This window comes from Sphaerisporangium sp. NPDC051017, assembly GCF_040683095.1.
Taxonomy (GTDB): domain Bacteria; phylum Actinomycetota; class Actinomycetes; order Streptosporangiales; family Streptosporangiaceae; genus Sphaerisporangium.
Genome location: NZ_JBFBCI010000007.1, coordinates 108098 through 123754 on the forward strand (window position 1 = coordinate 108098; position 15657 = coordinate 123754).

General features: G+C 73.8%; 15 protein-coding genes. 13 read left to right on the top strand and 2 right to left on the bottom strand.

Annotated elements, in window-relative coordinates; all coding sequences use genetic code 11:
* Positions 1 to 159 precede the first annotated feature (159 nt).
* Positions 160 to 789 carry a helix-turn-helix domain-containing protein gene (locus tag AB0M95_RS09015; RefSeq protein WP_363761388.1) on the top strand — a complete coding sequence of 210 codons (630 nt, stop codon included), beginning with the start codon at positions 160 to 162 and terminating at the stop codon, positions 787 to 789.
* A 1062-nt stretch (positions 790 to 1851) separates the two neighbouring features.
* Here AB0M95_RS09015 and aroF read toward each other — a convergent pair.
* Positions 1852 to 2895, bottom strand: coding sequence for a 3-deoxy-7-phosphoheptulonate synthase (aroF, locus tag AB0M95_RS09020; protein WP_363761390.1), 1044 nt, complete (start codon positions 2893 to 2895; stop codon positions 1852 to 1854).
* Positions 2896 to 3338: 443 nt separating this feature from the next.
* Between aroF and AB0M95_RS09025 the strand changes: the two genes are divergently transcribed.
* From AB0M95_RS09025 to AB0M95_RS09035, 3 genes are all read left to right on the top strand, one after another.
* Positions 3339 to 3947 (top strand): molybdopterin-dependent oxidoreductase, encoded by a 609-nt coding sequence (locus AB0M95_RS09025; protein WP_363761392.1) that lies wholly within the window; start codon positions 3339 to 3341, stop codon positions 3945 to 3947.
* A gap of 42 nt (positions 3948 to 3989) precedes the next feature.
* Positions 3990 to 5180: a histidine kinase gene (locus AB0M95_RS09030; RefSeq protein WP_363761394.1), complete on the top strand. Its 1191-nt coding sequence runs from the start codon at positions 3990 to 3992 to the stop codon at positions 5178 to 5180.
* A 73-nt stretch (positions 5181 to 5253) separates the two neighbouring features.
* On the top strand, positions 5254 to 6090 hold the full coding sequence (locus AB0M95_RS09035; protein WP_363761396.1) for a LytTR family DNA-binding domain-containing protein: 837 nt from the start codon (positions 5254 to 5256) through the stop codon (positions 6088 to 6090).
* A 481-nt stretch (positions 6091 to 6571) separates the two neighbouring features.
* Here the strand turns inward: AB0M95_RS09035 and AB0M95_RS09040 are convergent, their stop codons facing one another.
* Complete coding sequence (locus AB0M95_RS09040; RefSeq protein ID WP_363761398.1) at positions 6572 to 7444, bottom strand: deoxyribonuclease IV; 873 nt, start codon at positions 7442 to 7444, stop codon at positions 6572 to 6574.
* Positions 7445 to 7603: 159 nt separating this feature from the next.
* Here AB0M95_RS09040 and uraD point away from each other — a divergent pair, with 159 nt between their 5' ends.
* Genes uraD through alc form a run of 9 tightly spaced genes read left to right on the top strand, consistent with a single transcriptional unit; the run spans position 7604 to position 15648 of the window.
* Positions 7604 to 8137: a 2-oxo-4-hydroxy-4-carboxy-5-ureidoimidazoline decarboxylase gene (gene uraD, locus AB0M95_RS09045; protein ID WP_363761400.1), complete on the top strand. Its 534-nt coding sequence runs from the start codon at positions 7604 to 7606 to the stop codon at positions 8135 to 8137.
* Entirely contained in the window at positions 8134 to 8457 is a 324-nt protein-coding gene (uraH, locus tag AB0M95_RS09050) for a hydroxyisourate hydrolase (RefSeq protein ID WP_358513496.1), read from the top strand. The genes uraD and uraH overlap by 4 nt, the downstream gene beginning before the upstream one ends.
* A gap of 2 nt (positions 8458 to 8459) precedes the next feature.
* Positions 8460 to 9353, top strand: coding sequence for a factor-independent urate hydroxylase (gene pucL, locus AB0M95_RS09055; protein ID WP_363761402.1), 894 nt, complete (start codon positions 8460 to 8462; stop codon positions 9351 to 9353).
* A gap of 13 nt (positions 9354 to 9366) precedes the next feature.
* Complete coding sequence (locus AB0M95_RS09060) at positions 9367 to 10242, top strand: FAD binding domain-containing protein (RefSeq protein ID WP_363761404.1); 876 nt, start codon at positions 9367 to 9369, stop codon at positions 10240 to 10242.
* Positions 10233 to 10706, top strand: coding sequence for a (2Fe-2S)-binding protein (locus AB0M95_RS09065; RefSeq protein ID WP_358513502.1), 474 nt, complete (start codon positions 10233 to 10235; stop codon positions 10704 to 10706). Before AB0M95_RS09060 ends, AB0M95_RS09065 begins: the two co-directional genes overlap by 10 nt.
* Positions 10703 to 12094: an 8-oxoguanine deaminase gene (locus AB0M95_RS09070; RefSeq protein ID WP_363761406.1), complete on the top strand. Its 1392-nt coding sequence runs from the start codon at positions 10703 to 10705 to the stop codon at positions 12092 to 12094. Before AB0M95_RS09065 ends, AB0M95_RS09070 begins: the two co-directional genes overlap by 4 nt.
* Positions 12091 to 13248: a glycerate kinase gene (locus AB0M95_RS09075; RefSeq protein ID WP_363761408.1), complete on the top strand. Its 1158-nt coding sequence runs from the start codon at positions 12091 to 12093 to the stop codon at positions 13246 to 13248. Before AB0M95_RS09070 ends, AB0M95_RS09075 begins: the two co-directional genes overlap by 4 nt.
* 19 nt (positions 13249 to 13267) lie before the next feature.
* Positions 13268 to 14614: an allantoinase AllB gene (allB, locus tag AB0M95_RS09080; RefSeq protein WP_363761410.1), complete on the top strand. Its 1347-nt coding sequence runs from the start codon at positions 13268 to 13270 to the stop codon at positions 14612 to 14614.
* Positions 14611 to 15648 carry an allantoicase gene (gene alc, locus AB0M95_RS09085; protein WP_363761412.1) on the top strand — a complete coding sequence of 346 codons (1038 nt, stop codon included), beginning with the start codon at positions 14611 to 14613 and terminating at the stop codon, positions 15646 to 15648. Before allB ends, alc begins: the two co-directional genes overlap by 4 nt.
* Positions 15649 to 15657 lie beyond the last annotated feature (9 nt).

Genomic DNA, 15657 nt, shown 5'->3' on the forward strand with positions numbered 1-15657 from the left:
GTCGTCTCCGTGTTCTGGAATCGATGTTCTGGAATCGATCGGGACCGGTCCGGGCACCGCCCGGACGCCGCGGACGCCAGAGGTCCGTGGAGAGTCGCGAAGCTCTCATGCACGCGGACGCTACCGGACGCCATCGTCCGTTTAGCTAAAGTGAGAGCGGTGACCAGCCGTTTGCCTCACACCCTGCGCTCCGACGCCCGGGACAACCGCGAACTCATCCTCGACGCGGCCCGCGCGGTGTTCGCCGCCGAAGGCCTGAACGTGCCGATGCGGGAGATCGCCCGGCGCGCAGGTGTCGGCCCCGCCACCCTGTACCGCCGCTTCCCGACCAAGGAGACGCTGGTCACCGAGGCCCTCGCGGGTCAGATGCGCGCGTGCCGCGCCATCGTGGACGAGGGGCTCGCCGACCCCGATGCGTGGCACGGCTTCTGCCTTGTGATCGAGAGAATCTGTGAGCTGCACGCCCACGACCGGGGCTTCACCGCGGCCTTCATGTCGGCCTTCCCCAACGCGATGGATTTCGCCGCGAATCGCGAATACGCGCTGCGCTCGATGGCCCGACTGGCCCGCCGCGCCATGGACGCCGGCCGCCTGCGCCCCGACTTCGTCCTGGACGACCTGGTCCTCATGATCATGGCCAACGGCGGTATCCGCGCCGCCTCACCGGCCGCCGCGGTCGCCGCCTCCCGGCGTTTCGCCGCTCTCGCGATACAGGCCTTTCAGGCCTCTCCGAAGGCCTCCCCGCTACCGCCGGCGGCACGGCTGGCGCCGGTGACTTTAATCCCCTGACACACCCCCGTCACGTGAACCGGACCGATGATCGAGGACTACCTGTTCCCGATCTCGGAGGGCGCGTTGGCGCCGGCCATTGTGCTCGGCAGGGCGAAGGACCGGAGGTTGACGCGTTGAGCGCTCCGGTCCTCGCCCGGCTTCAACGGCGTCACTGGCGTACCTTGCAGAGGTTGTCGCTGACGTGCACGGTGTCTCATGGGACTAGACATGCCGAGTTCCCCTGACCATCGAGCTGCCCGACGACATCCGCATCGTCCGGCGCACCACCACCCAAGCCGTCCGCAACATCAAAGCCGCGGCCGGCGGGCTCGGTGACGCACTCCGGAAGCACGGCATCATCGGCCGGGTAGTCCGGGTCATTCGGCTCCGACTGCGGTTCGAGGACTACTCGGCACCTGAGTACGTCCCTCCGGTGCTGGAAGTACGCGGGGCCGATGGGCGGGTGCGAGCGTCGGTGACGGTCGTCCGGGGGACGAGTGAGCCGGCCTACTCGGTGCGCCCGGCGGACGGTGACAGGTACTACCTGTTCCCGGTGTCTGAGGGGGCTTTGGCGCTGGCCTTTGTGCTGGGCCGAGCCAAGGACTGGCAGTTGACGCGGTGAGCGCTCCGGCCCTTGCCCAGCTTCAACAGCGCCACGGGCGTACCTGGCAGATCATGGACTTCTTCGGCGGGTGGATCGCGATCCGGCGTCATTCCTGGTCGGCTCGTGCTGAGCGGTTCGGCATCCGTAACGTCCTGGGCGCCGACACCCTGGCCGAGCTCGCGGTACGGCTGGATGAGCAGTCTCAGGCCGAAGCGCGGCGTACCGGTCTCTCTGCACGGGTCCGCCCGCGATGCCGGATGAGGGGTGAGAGCGACGTGGGCCGGGCCCCTGCGGAGGCAGCCGGAGGCCCGAGGAAAACAGCCCGAGCCGGAGGCGAGGACCATTTCCGGGACGGGACGGTTCGCCCCTGAGACGTCTTTGTGCACGTGGGCTGGTGGCCCCTCGCTTGTAAGGCGAGGGGGCACCAGCTCATGGGGACGATGGACGTCGGCGTCTGCGAATGACGGGCGGGCCTCCTAGGCGACCAGGCTCGGCTCGGCGGGGGTGGCTGGGGCGCGGTTCATCAGGGGGGCGAAGTCGCGGATGACGCGGGACAGTTCCTCCAGGTCGTCGCGCACCAGCGCCTGCGGGCCGTCGCACAGGGCCTGCTCGGGGTGGGGGTGGACGTCGATGATCACGCCGTCGGCGCCGACGGCGACCGCCGCGCGGGTGAGCGGCAGCACCAGGTCGCGCCGCCCGCCCGAGTGGGACGGGTCGACGATGACCGGCAGGTGGGACAGCCGCTGCGCCATCGGTACCGCCGAGACGTCCAGGGTGTTGCGGGTGGCGGTCTCGAACGTGCGGATGCCCCGCTCGCACAGCACGATGTCGAGGTTGCCGCGCTGCGCGATGTACTCGGCCGCCATGAGCCACTCTTCGATGGTGGCGTTCATGCCGCGCTTGAGCATGACCGGCTTCCCGGCCGCGCCCACGGCCTGCAGTAGCGCGAAGTTCTGCGCGTTGCGCGTGCCGACCTGCAGCATGTCGGCGTAGGAGGCGACCAGTTCGACGTCGTGGGCGTCGACGACCTCGGTGACGATCGGCAGCCCGGTCTCGGCGCGCACGTCGGCGAGGATGCTCAGGCCCGCCTCGCCGAGGCCCTGGAAGGCGTACGGCGAGGTGCGCGGCTTGTACGCGCCGCCGCGCAGCAGCGTCGCCCCCGCCGCCCGTGCCATGAGCGCGGCCTCGAGGGTCTGCTCGGGCGTCTCCACCGCGCAGGGCCCGGCGATCAGGGTGACCGTGTCGGGTCCGATCGGCACTCCGGCCACCCGCACGGTAGATCGTTCGGGGTGGTTCTCCCGGCTGACGAGCTTGTACGGCGTCGAGATGCGCACGACGTCCGCCACGCCGGGCATGCTCTTGAGGTTCAGCGTCTCGAAGTGGGTGACGTCCCCGACGAGTCCGATGATCGTGCGGCTGACACCGCGGCTGACGAACGCCTCGCCGCCCGCCGCGGCGATCAGCGCGACGATGGCGTCCGCGTCGTCGCGGGTGGCGTCCGGATTCATGACGATGACCATGGTGGGTGCCCCTTCTGGCGTTGTACCCGCTTGTCGTGCTGGTCCGTTGTGATCTCGGCGGCCGGTGCCCGCGCGGGCCCGGGAACGGCGAAGGCCCCGGATCCCTGCGGACCCGGGGCCTTCGACCGACGTCTACCTGTCAGCGCGGCGTCTGACGGCGAACGGCCACCTCCACGGGTCCGTCGCCATACCAAAACCACTGCGCTGCGTGCATGCCGAGGAGTCTAGCGCATGCCCAAGACCGCCCCGGCCCCTCCCCGCCCCTCCGGCATGCCCGGGGCGTGGACACCCGGTTCCGGGTTCACCTCTATCAGAAGCCGGCTGAAGGGGACGGTTGCCGCGAGATGGTGTCCACCTGACGCGAAGGCACGCGTGACGTCCTCGTTCATGGCTGAAGGGGTGCCGATGACGCGCGGTTACCGGCGCGATGGCAGGATTGCTGCGTGCCGGATCCTAGCGAGGAGTCCCGACTGCCCCCGGGGCAGTACGTCCCACGTGGCCGCCCGGTGATCCACTACGGCCGGGTCCCGCAGTTCCGGCCCGAGCGGTGGAGCTTCATGGTCTTCGGGGCGACCGCCTCCGGGGACGAGGCCCGCTTCAGCTGGCCGGAGTTCTCGGCGCTGTCGCGGGTGACGGTTCTGGCCGATTTCCACTGCGTCACGAAGTTCTCGCTCATGGGGAACGAGTGGCGCGGCGTCTCGGCCGGCACTCTGATGAGCGCGGTCCCGCCCGCCGCGGGCGTCAGGCACGTCATGGTCTGGGGCGAGTACGGCTACAGCGCGAACCTCCGCATGTCGGACTTCGCCTGCGATTCCACGCTCTTCGCCATGGAACTGGACGACAAGCCGCTCACTCCCGAGCGCGGCCACCCGGTCCGCATCGTCGTGCCACACCTGTACGCATGGAAGAGCGTGAAATGGGTGCGCGCGGTCGAATATCTTGTCGAGGACCGGCGCGGGTTCTGGGAGGAACGCGGGTACCACAATGTGGGCGATCCCTGGCGCGAGCAGCGGTACTCCTACCAGGAGGATGCCGGGGACGGTCCTTCGTAGTTCGGGCACGATCACGTTACGTGACCGATTACGGTTGCCCGCATGCTCGATACCGGCTGGGTACTGTTATACGTCCTGAGCGGGCTCGTGGCCTACGGCCTGGGCCGCCGCGGCGCCGCCGCCCGCGGAGGCGCCCCCCGGGAGGACGCGACCTTCGCCACCCTGCACCTCGCCGCCATGACGGCCCCCTACCTGCGCGCCGGGCTGGCGCGTGACTCCGCCCGCAGGGCCGTACGCCACCTGCGCTCCCTGGTCGGGTCCTCCGCGCTCGCGGTGACGTCCCTGGACCAGGTGCTGGCCTGGGACGGCGCCCGCGAGCCCCCCACCGAGGCGCACACCCGCGACCTGCTCGGCCATGTCCACGGCGTCCTGGCGGGCGGGCGGCCCTACCTGGTGGCGGGCGACGAGCTGTTCTGCGAGGCCGAGGACTGCGCGGTCCGCAGCGCCGTCGTGGTCCCGCTGACCGTGGACGGGCGGGTCATCGGCGCGCTCGCCGTCTACGACCCCGACGTGGACGCCGCGCTCGTCCGGGCCGCGACCGAGGTCGGGCAGTGGGCGTCGGGCCAGCTCGAACTGGCCGAGCTGGACGCCACGCGGCGGCGGGCCCTGTCCGCCGAGACGCGGGCCCTGCGGGCGCAGATCTCCCCGCACTTCGTCTGCAACTCCCTGGCCACGATCGCCTCGTTCACCCGCACCGAGCCCGACCACGCCCGCGAGCTGCTGCTCGACTTCGCCGACTTCGCCCGGCACGCCCTGCGCCGCGCCGGCGACTTCACCACGCTGTCGGACGAGCTGACCTGCGTCGACCGCTACCTGCTGCTGGAGCGGGCGCGGTTCGGCGAGAAGCTGCGCTACGCCGTGGACGTCGTCCCCGAGGTGCTCCCGGTGCCCGTGCCGTTCCTGTGCCTGCAACCCCTCGTCGAGAACGCCATCACCCACGGCATCCGCCGGAGGGGAGGCACGGGCGAGGTGAACGTCGTCGTGCGCGACGCGGGCTGCGAGGTGCACATCACCGTCGAGGACGACGGCGCCGGCATGGAGCCGGACCGGGTGCGCGAGATGCTCGACGGCGAGCCGCCGAGCGGGGACAGCGGCGGCATCGGCCTGGCCAACGTGGACGTGCGGCTGCGCCAGATCTACGGCCAGGAATACGGGCTGACGATCGACACCGCGCCCGGCGAGGGGACGACGGTGCGCATGCGCGTGCCGAAAATGCGCCCAAGCCATGACTAACCGCAGTCGATCAACCGCACAAAGTGAAGAGGGGTCTTGCCCGCGAGCCCGTCCGGGCGGCAGCGTAAGGGCCATGCTCCGTGTCTTGGCGGTCGACGACGAGGTGCACGCGCTGTCGGAGCTCGCCTACCTTCTCCGGCAGGACAGCCGTGTCGAGGAGGTGCTGACGGCCCCGGACGGGGTCGCGGCGCTTCAGGACATGGTCGCGATGATCGGCGCCGGCGAGCGGCTCGACGGCGTCTTCCTCGACATCCGCATGCCCGGCCTGGACGGGCTCGACCTCGCGCGGCTCGTCGGCGCGTTCCCGAGCCCGCCCCGGCTGGTTTTCGTGACCGCGCACGACGACCGCGCGGTGCAGGCCTTCGAGCTGGAGGCCGTCGACTACCTGCTCAAGCCGCTGCGCCCCGACCGCGTCGCCGAGGCCGTGCGGCGCCTGGAGTCGGCGGTGTACGGCCCGCAGATGGTCGAGGCGCCCATGGACGACGTGATCCCGGTCGAGCTCAGCGGGCGCACCAGCTTCGTCCCGCAGCACGCCGTCGCCTACGCCGAGGCCAGCGGCGACTACGTGCGCCTGCACACCGCCGAGGGGACGCACCTGGTGCGCATGTCCCTGGCGGCCCTGGAGCGGCGCTGGGCCGCCTCCGGGTTCATCCGGGTGCACCGCAGCACGCTGGTGTCGGCGCGGCACGTGACCGAGATGCGCTTCGACGAGGGACGCATCGTTCTGCGGGTGGGCGCCACGACGCTGCCCGTGAGCAGGCGGCACACCCGCCGCGTCCGCGAGCAGCTCGTCCGGCAGTTCCGTACCCCGCCGCCCGGCCCGCAGGACCCCCGGCAGGCGCCCCCGCCCGGCAGCGTGCCCCGGCAGGTTCCGCCGCCGGGCCCCGAAACCGGGTCGCACCGGCCGTGAGCGCGCGCCGCGAGCCCCCGTACCGCCGCTCGGCGACGCCGGGACACCGTTCGTCGTGGTCTGGCGGTCCGCATGGCGCGGGCCAGTGACCGCTCGGCGAGACGGCCGCCAAGTGGCCGCACGGCGCCGATGACCCAACGTAATGTCGTCCCCAGCGAAAGACCACAGTGCGTGACCGAGGGAGATGTCCGACCCGAGGGGGCCGGACCCACCCCGGACACGCGAACCCGACGGCGCCCGCCTGGTTTCCGCACCTGCGCGTGAAACAGGCGGCCGCCGCCCTGGGCCGCCGGGCCCTCACCGGGGGGTAGGGCCCGTCGGTCTCGGCGGGGCGGGGTGTTCGCCATCCGGCGTCCAGGACGACGCGGTGATCCGGCCCAAGGGGGGCGGCCGGATCACGCCGGCGAACACCCCGCCACACCCCGCCGCCCCGCCACACCCCGCGCGGACGCACGCGCCGCCGGCTCCCTGGGCGTTCGGCTCAGGTGAGCCCGTCGCGCAGGCCCTTCAGCAGCCGGATGTCGTTCCTGTGGCCTTCGACCTTGCCGGGGGTCTCGATGCACAGCGGGACCCCGGCCGCGGCCGGGTGGCCCAGCAGCTCGCCGAACGCCGCCGCACCGATCAGCCCCTTGCCGATGTTCTCGTGCCGGTCGCGCCCCGAGCCGCACGGATCCTTGGAGTCGTTGGCGTGCAGCAGCCTCAGCCGCCCCGGCGCGATCGCGTGGAGCGCGTCCATCATGGCCGTCACGCCGCCCGGCGCCGCCAGGTCGTGGCCGGCGGCGAAGGCGTGGCAGGTGTCCAGGCAGACGTTCGCGCGCGGGTGGAACTCCAGCGTCTCCAGGTAGGGCCCGAGGTCCTGCACGGTGGCGCACAGCATGTTGGCCTGGCCGGCCATCGGCTCAAGCAGCAGGTCGGGGCCGTCGTCGGGGATCTCCTCCAGGACGGGCAGCAGGTGGTCGTGGATCTGCCGCAGCGCGTCCTCGCGGGACTGGGTGACGGACGACCCGGTGTGCACGACGACGCCGAGGGCGCCGACCTCCACGCCGCGCCGCAGCGCGTGCCGGATCGACTGGAGCGATTTCTGCAGCACGTCGGCGTTCGGCGACCCCACGTTGACGAGGTAGGGCGTGTGGACGAACACCGGCAGCGGCGACTCGCGCAGCGCGGTGTCCTCCGAGGGCTTGCCGTCGTTGAGCGCCCAGCCGCGCGGGTTGGTCACGAACACCTGGACGACCTCGGCCTCGATGTCGGCCGCGTACTTCAGCCCGCCCGTGGCGAGGCCGCCCGCGACCAGGACGTGCCCGCCGATCAGAGGGCTGGGAGAGGGTTTCGAGGGTGGGAAAGGTGCGGTCATGATGGCCACAGCCTAGGGGAGACGGCGTGGTGACCTGCCCGTACGCGGGCCTCTCGCCGGTGACTTGGAGCATGACACGAAAACTCGTGGCGAGGCGTTGGCCCGCTTGGGAGCTCCTGCCGCTGGACCCGCGCCGCCGCCGAAGGTCTACTTGCTTCCATGCCGAACGTGACACCCGCCGAGGGCCTCGCGGGCTTCAACGCGCTGACCCCGCCCGAGGCCGAGCGCGAGCTGCTCGCCTGCTGCGCCTCGCGTGCCTTCGCCCGCGCGGTCGCCGCCGGGCGGCCGTACGACGACGAGGCCGCGCTCACCGCCGCGGCCGTCGGCGCGGTGCGCGCGCTGGCCTGGCCGGACGTCCGGGAGGCGCTGGAGGCCCACCCGCGCGTCGGTGAGCGGGCGGGCGGGCCTGAGCGCGAGGCGTCCTGGTCGCGCCAGGAGCAGGCGGGCACGGCCGGGGCCGACCGGAAGGTGCTGGCGGCGCTGGCGGCGGGCAACGCGCGGTACGAGGAGCGGTTCGGCCACGTCTACCTCGTCTGCGCCACCGGCCTGACGGCCGCGGAGATGCTGGACCGCCTGGAGGGACGGCTGGGCAACGACGAGACCGCCGAGCGGGCGGTCGTCCGGGAGGAGCTGGCCGCGATCACGAGGCTGCGGGTCGCCAAGCTGCTCGCCGGGCAGGGGGAGGGCCGATGAGCCTGTCCACCCACGTCCTGGACGCGAGCGTCGGCCGGCCCGCGGCCGGGGTCGCCGTGGCCCTTCACCGCGGAGACCGCCTGATCGCCGAGGGCGTCACCGACGCGGACGGCCGGCTGCGCGATTGGCTGCCCGCCGGCGAGCCGGGCGCGGGCGTGCACCGGCTGGTGTTCGGCACGGGCGCCTACTTCGCCGCGCGGGGCGTGAAGGCGTTCTACCCGGAGGTGGTCGTCACCTTCGCCGTCGAGGACCCCGGCGAGCACCACCACGTGCCGTTGCTGCTCAGCCCGTACGCCTACTCGACCTACCGTGGGAGCTAGCGATGACCGCCGTGCTCGGACCGAACCGCTACGGCAAGGCGGAGACCCGCGTCGTCCGCGTCACCCGTGACGGCGAGGTCCACCGCCTGAAGGACTGCAACGTGGGCGTCTCGCTGTCCGGCGACATGCGCGACGTCCACCTGACCGGCGACAACGCCGCCGTCCTGCCGACCGACTCCCAGAAGAACACCGTCTACGCCTTCGCCAAGAAGCATGGGATCACCCAGATCGAGGAGTTCGCCGCGCTGCTGGCCCGCCACTTCGTCGGCTCCCAGCCGGCGATCCACCACGCGCGGGTGTCGGTCGAGGAGTACGGCTGGGAGCGGCGCGGCCCGCACTCGTTCGCGCGGTCCTCCGGCGAGGTCCGCACCTGCGTGGTGCACCACGACCGGGACGGCACGACCACGGTGGTCTCCGGCCTGGAGGGGCTGGTGCTGCTGAACACGACGGGCTCGGAGTTCCACGGTTTCGCCCGCGACGAGTACACCACCCTGCCCCCGGCCGCCGACCGTATCCTCGCCACCGCCGTGACCGCCCGCTGGCGCCACACCGCGCCGCCGGACGGCCGGACTTCTCCGGATACGCTCGGAGACTACGACTTCGGGGAGTCCCACGAGGAGGTGCGGCGATGTCTGATCGACGCCTTCGCCGGCACCCACAGCCTGTCGCTCCAGCAGACGCTGTACGCCATGGGGGCACGGGTGGTGGAGACCCGCCCGGAGGTCTGCGAGATCCGGCTCTCCCTCCCCAACAAGCACCACTTCCTCGTCGACCTCTCGCCTTTCGGGCTGGACAACGACAACGAGGTCTACTACGCCGCCGACCGCCCGTACGGGCTGATCGAGGGGACCGTGCTGGACGACGCCGCGCCGGACGCCGGCCCGGCCTGGGACTAGCGGGGGAGCGCTGATGGACTTCCTGCGACCCGCGACCTGGGCCGAGGCCCTCGCCGCCAGGGCGGACCGGCCGGACGCGGTGCCCATCCAGGGCGGCACCGACGTCATGGTGGAGATCAACTTCGACGTGCGGCGCCCCGGGGCGCTGCTGGACCTCACCGCGATCCCCGAGCTCGCCACCTGGGAACGGGCGGCGGACGGACGGCTGCGCGTCGGCGCGGGCGTGCCGTACGCGCGGGTCGTCGCCGAGCTCGGGGACGCCCTGCCGGGCCTGGCCCAGGCCTCCCGCACGGTCGGCTCGCCGCAGATCCGCAACCGGGGCACGGTCGGCGGCAACCTCGGCGCCGCCTCCCCTGCCGGGGACGCCCACCCGCCGCTGCTGGCCGGGGACGCCGTCGTCGAGGCCGAGTCGGCGGCGCGCGGCACCCGGCTGATCCCCGCCGCCGAGTTCTACCTCGGCGTCAAGCGCAACGCCCTCGCCCCCGACGAGCTGATCCGCGCCTTCTGGATGGCCCCGGCCGGCGGCCCGCAGTACTTCTCCAAGGTCGGCACCCGCAACGCGATGGTCATCGCCGTGTGCTCCTTCGCCCTCGCCCTGCACCCGGAGGAGCGGCGCGCGGGCACCGGCATCGGCTCGGCCGCCCCGACCCCGCGCCGCGCCCACGCCGCCGAGGAGTTCCTCGCCGCCGAGCTCGACTGGACGGGCGGCGCGGCCCTCGACCCCCGGGCGCGGGCGCGGTTCGGCGAGCTGGCGGCCGGGGCGGCCTCGCCGATCGACGACGTGCGCGGCACGGCCGCCTACCGGCGTCACGCCGTCGCCGTGATGGCCCGCCGCACGCTCACCTGGGCGTGGAACGACTACCGGAAGCAGGTGGAGGCATGCGCGTGAACCTGACCGTCAACGGCCGCGCCGAGGCCGTCGACGGGGTCTGGGAGGGCGAGAGCCTGCTGTACGTGCTGCGCGAGCGCGTCGGCCTGCCGGGCTCCAAGAACGCCTGCGAGCAGGGCGAGTGCGGCTCCTGCACGGTCTACCTCGACGGCGTGCCGGTCTGCGCGTGCCTGGTCGCCGCCGGGCAGGCCGAGGGCCGCGAGGTGCGCACGGTCGAGGGCCTCGCCGACGGCGACCGGCTGGACCCGCTCCAGGAGGCGTTCCTGGAGTGCGGGGCGGTGCAGTGCGGCTTCTGCACGCCGGGCCTGCTCGTCCAGGCCCACGACCTGCTCGCCCGGGTCCCGGAGCCCGGCGACGCGGAGATCCGCGAGGCGCTGGCCGGGAACCTGTGCCGCTGCACCGGGTACGAGAAGATCCTGGACGCCGTCCGCCTGGCCGCCGCGCGGAAGGCGGGCCGCAGGTGACCCCTCCGGCGGACGTCCTGATCGAGAACGTCGCCGTCGCGCCCGTCGTCGGCCCGGACATCGCCCACGGCCACATCCACGTCCGCGACGGCCGCGTCGCCTCGCTGGGCCCCGGCCCGGCCCCGGACGTCCCCGGCGCGACGCGGATCGACGGCTCCGGCTGCCTGGCCACCCCCGGCCTGGTCAACACCCACCACCACCTCTACCAGTGGGCCTCCCAGGGCGTGGCCCAGGACGCCACGCTGTTCGAGTGGCTGACCGCGCTCTACCAGGTGTGGGCGGCGATGGACGCCGGGATCGTCGCGGGCGCGGCCACCGCCGGGCTCGGCTGGCTCGCCCTGTCCGGCTGCACCACGACCACCGACCACCACTACATCTTCCCCAAGGGCCGCGGCGACCTGTTCGCCGCCGAGATCGAGGCCGCCCGCGACGTCGGCCTGCGCTTCCACCCGTGCCGGGGCTCCATGGACCGGGGCGTCTCCCAGGGCGGGCTGCCGCCCGACGAGGTCGTCGAGAGCCTGGACGAGATCCTCGCCGCCACCGCCGAGGCCGTGGACGCCTACCACGACCCCTCGCCCGGCTCCATGCTGCGCGTCGCCGTCGCGCCCTGCTCGCCGTTCTCGGTGAGCGCCGACCTGATGACCGAGTCCGCCGCGCTGGCCCGCGCCAAGGGGGTGCGCCTGCACACCCACCTCTGCGAGACCGCGGAGGAGGAAGAGCACTGCCTGGCGCAGATGGGCTGCACACCCGTCGACTACATGGAGAAGCTCGGCTGGCTCGGCCCCGACGTCTGGGTGGCCCACGCCGTCCACCTGCACGACCGCGACATCCGCCGCTTCGCCGCCACCGGCACCGGCTCGGCGCACTGCCCGAGCTCCAACGGCCGCCTCGGGGCCGGCATCGCCCGCGTGTCGGAGATGCTGCGCGCCGGGGCCACCGTCGGGCTCGGCGTGGACGGCAGCGCCTCCAGCGAGCTCACGCCGCTCGCGGGCGAGATGCGCCAGGCCCTGCTCTTCCAGCGCGCCCGGTACGGCCCGGCGGCGCTCACCGCACGCCAGGCCCTGGAGATCGGCACGCTCGGCGGCGCCCGCTGCCTCGGCCGCGAGGACGAGATCGGCTCCCTGGAGCCGGGCAAGCTGGCCGACATCGTCCTGTGGCGGGTGGACGGCTTCGCGGCGGCGGTCGCCGACCCGCTGTGCGCGCTGGTCTTCGGAGGCTCCCCCCGGGTCGCCCGGGTCCTGGTGGGCGGTGAGACCATCGTCCAGGACGGCGAGCTGCGCACCGTACCCCATGATGTGGCCGGCCGCGCGGGCGCCGAAGCCCACCACCGCCTCACCCGGCTGGCCGCCGAAAGGGGATTCACCGTGAGCAAGCAGGTCCACTCGTGACGGGACACGTGCTCGTCGCCCCCGACAAGTTCAAGGGCTCGCTCAGCGCGGTCGAGGTCGCCTCGCGCGTCGCCGCGGGGCTGCGCGCCGCCCGCCCGGAGGTCGCGGTCGTGAGCGTGCCCGTGGCCGACGGCGGGGACGGCACCGTCGAGGCCGCCGTCGCCTCCGGGTTCGCGCGTGTCGAGGCCGAGGCCGCCGGGCCGACCGGCGAGCCCGTCACCGCGTCCTACGCCTTCAGGGAGGGCGTCGCGGTGGTCGAGCTGGCCGAGGCCTCCGGCCTGCACCGCCTGCCCGGCGGGCGCCTCGAACCGCTCACTGCCACCAGCCACGGCACCGGCGATCTCATCGCGGCGGCCGTCCGGCACGGCGCACGCCGGGTGGTGCTCGGCATCGGTGGCAGCGCCTGCACCGACGGCGGCTCCGGCATGATGCGCGCCCTCGGCGTACGCGCGCTGGACGCGCGGGGCCGCGAACTGCCCCCCGGCGGCGGCGCCCTCACCGGGCTGCGCGCCCTGGACCTGTCGGGCTTCGAGCGCCCCGGGGGCGTCGAGTTCGTCGTCGCCGGCGACGTGGACAACCCCCTGCTCGGCCCGGAGGGCGCGGCGGCCGTGTACGGGCCGCAGAAGGGCGCGGATCCCGCCGGCGTGGCCCTGCTGGAGGAGGGCCTGGCCCGCTGGGCGGACGTCGCCGAGGCCGAGCTGGGCGTGCGCGTCCGCGACGAGCCGGGCGCGGGGGCGGCGGGAGGGGTGGGCTTCGCGGCCCTGGCCTTCCTCGGCGCCCGCTTCAGGCCCGGCATCGACCTGCTGCTGGACCTGCTCGGGTTCTCCGAGCGCCTGTCCGGCGCGCGGCTCGTGATCACCGGCGAGGGCTCGCTGGACGGCCAGACCCTGCGCGGCAAGGCCCCGATGGGCGTCGCCGCGGCCGCCGCCCGGGCCGGGGTGCCGGTGGTCGCCGTCTGCGGCCGGCGCGCCCTCACGGCCGAGGAGCTGAGCCGCGCCGGCATCCGGTCCGCCTTCGCCCTGACCGACATCGAGCAGGACGTCTCCCGCTGCATCGCGCAGGCCGGGCCGCTTCTGCAGAGCCTCGCCGCCACCGTGGCCGCCGACTGGCTCCCCGAGCCGTCCCCCGGCCCCCTGGGGGACCCCTGTACATGATCACAGGCGGGAGCGCGCGATGACCATGTCCGGCTGGAGCGGAGACGGGACGCCCGAGGACGAGCCGTTCGACCTGATCGTGCGCTCACGGCGGGTGGTGTTCCCCGGCGGGGAGCGGCCCGCGGCGGTGGCCGTCCGCGCGGGCCGGATCGCCGCGGTGCTCGCGTACGACGACCCGGCCGCCGCCGGCGAGCACACCGGCCATGCCGATCTCGGGGACGTGTGCCTGCTGCCCGGCCTGGTGGACACCCATGTGCACGTCAACGAGCCCGGCCGCACCGAGTGGGAGGGGTTCGCCACCGCCACCAGGGCCGCCGCGGCGGGCGGGGTGACGACGATCGTCGACATGCCGCTCAACTCGCTGCCCCCGACGGTCGACCCCGAGGCGCTCGCCGTCAAGCGGGCGGCGGCCCGGGGGCGGTGCGCCGTGGACGTGGGCTTCTGGGGCGGGGCCGTCCCCGGGAGCGTTCATGAGTTACTGCCGCTGCACGAGGCCGGGGTGTACGGGTTCAAGTGCTTCCTGTCGCCCTCCGGGGTGGAGGAGTTCCCGCCGCTGGACGCCGCCGGGCTCGCCGAGGCCATGCGCGAGATCGCGTCGTTCGACGGGCTGCTCATCGTGCACGCCGAGGATCCCGTGCTGCTCACCGACCCCGTCGGCCCGACATATCCGGAATTCCTCGCCTCGCGCCCCGGCGAGGCGGAACGCCGGGCCGTCGAACGGGTCATCGCCGGCGCCCGCGAGACCGGCGCCCGCGTCCACATCCTGCACGTCTCCTCGGCCGACTGCCTCGAACCCCTGGAAGCGGCGCGGCGCGACGGCGTCCGTATCACCGCCGAGACCTGCCCCCACTACCTCACGCTCACCGCCGAGCAGGTGCGCGGCCCGGAGTTCAAGTGCTGCCCGCCGATCCGGGACGCCGGCAACCGCGAGCGCCTCTGGGAGGGCCTCGCCGCCGGGGTCCTGAGCTGCGTGGTGTCCGACCACTCGCCGTCCACCCCGGACCTGAAGGTCCCCGACTTCGCCGCGGCCTGGGGCGGCATCTCGTCCCTGCAGGTCGGCCTGCCCGCGATCTGGACCGAGGCCCGCGAGCGCGGGCACACCCTCGCGGACGTCACCCGCTGGATGGCCTCCGGCCCCGCCCGCCTGGCCGGCCTCGCCGCCAAGGGCGCCATCGCGGCCGGCAACGACGCCGACCTGTGCGCCTTCGACGACACCGCGACCTTCACCGTCGAGGCCGGGCGCCTGCGCCACCGCAACCCGGTGACCCCCTACCACGGACGCACCCTGACCGGCGTGGTCCGCGCCACCTGGCTGCGCGGTCGCCCCGTGACCGACGCCACCCCGCCGTTCGGAGAGCTCATATGACCACACCCACCCCGCCGCCCCCGTCGCACCCGGGCCCGGCCTCCGCGTCCCGGCCCCCGCGCCTGGCGGCGCTCGCGCGCATGCCCGACCTGGCGCTGCGCACGTACGGCGGGTCGGTGGTGGCGGCCAGCGACGAGTCGTTCGCCGAGCGGCAGGCGCTGATCCGCCCTGGCCGCCCGGTGTTCCAGCCCGAGACCTTCGGCCCGCGCGGCCAGGTCTACGACGGCTGGGAGACCCGGCGGCGGCGGGACGAGGGCCACGACTGGGCGATCGTCCGCCTCGGCATGCCCGGCAAGGTCCGCCGCGTGGTGGTCGACACGGCGTGGTTCACCGGCAACCACCCGCCCTACGCCTCGGTGGAGGCGTGCGCGGCCGGCGGGCACCCGTCCGTCCAGGAGGTGCGCGACGCCGAGTGGACCGAGATCGTGCCGAGGAGCCCCCTGACCGGCGACGCGCTGCACGAGTTCCCCGTCGCCTGCGACCACGTCTTCACGCACGTGCGGCTGAACATCTTCCCCGACGGCGGCGTCTCGCGCCTGCGCGTCCACGGCGAGGTCGTGCCCGACCTGGCGATGTTCGCGGGGATGACGATCGACCTGGCCGCACTGGAGAACGGCGCCGTGATCACCGGCTGCTCGGACGACTTCTACTCCTCGCCGGCCAACGTCATCGCCCCCGGGCTCGCCCGGCACCAGGGCGAGGGCTGGGAGACCGCCCGTCGCCGCGACGGCGGCAACGACTGGCTGACCGTGCGCCTGGCCGTCCCGGGCGTCATCCAGCTCGCCGAGCTGGACACCGCCAATCTCGTCTACAACGCCCCCGGCGCGGCCTCGCTGCGGGGAGCCGACCTGACGGGCGGCGGGCCCCACGACGACGCGGACTGGTTCGAGCTCCTGCCCCGCACCCGCCTCCAGCCCGACACCCGCCACCGCTTCCGCCTCGAAGCCGGCCGCGTGGCCTCGCACGTCCGCCTCGACATCTACCCCGACGGCGGCATGGCCCGCCTGCGCCTCCACGGCGTCCCGGCGACCTGACCCCGGCCC

Excerpts from the sequence above, each read along its gene's own strand:
- pucL (WP_363761402.1), top strand. The coding sequence starts at position 8,460 with ATGACCGCCGTGCTCGGACCGAACCGCTACGGCAAGGCGGAGACCCGC.
- uraD (WP_363761400.1), top strand. The coding sequence starts at position 7,604 with ATGCCGAACGTGACACCCGCCGAGGGCCTCGCGGGCTTCAACGCGCTG.
- AB0M95_RS09030 (WP_363761394.1), top strand. The coding sequence starts at position 3,990 with ATGCTCGATACCGGCTGGGTACTGTTATACGTCCTGAGCGGGCTCGTG.
- AB0M95_RS09035 (WP_363761396.1), top strand. The coding sequence starts at position 5,254 with ATGCTCCGTGTCTTGGCGGTCGACGACGAGGTGCACGCGCTGTCGGAG.
- allB (WP_363761410.1), top strand. The coding sequence starts at position 13,268 with ATGACCATGTCCGGCTGGAGCGGAGACGGGACGCCCGAGGACGAGCCG.
- AB0M95_RS09040 (WP_363761398.1), bottom strand. The coding sequence starts at position 7,444 with ATGACCGCACCTTTCCCACCCTCGAAACCCTCTCCCAGCCCTCTGATC.
- AB0M95_RS09060 (WP_363761404.1), top strand. The coding sequence starts at position 9,367 with ATGGACTTCCTGCGACCCGCGACCTGGGCCGAGGCCCTCGCCGCCAGG.
- uraH (WP_358513496.1), top strand. The coding sequence starts at position 8,134 with ATGAGCCTGTCCACCCACGTCCTGGACGCGAGCGTCGGCCGGCCCGCG.
- alc (WP_363761412.1), top strand. The coding sequence starts at position 14,611 with ATGACCACACCCACCCCGCCGCCCCCGTCGCACCCGGGCCCGGCCTCC.
- aroF (WP_363761390.1), bottom strand. The coding sequence starts at position 2,895 with ATGGTCATCGTCATGAATCCGGACGCCACCCGCGACGACGCGGACGCC.
- AB0M95_RS09065 (WP_358513502.1), top strand. The coding sequence starts at position 10,233 with ATGCGCGTGAACCTGACCGTCAACGGCCGCGCCGAGGCCGTCGACGGG.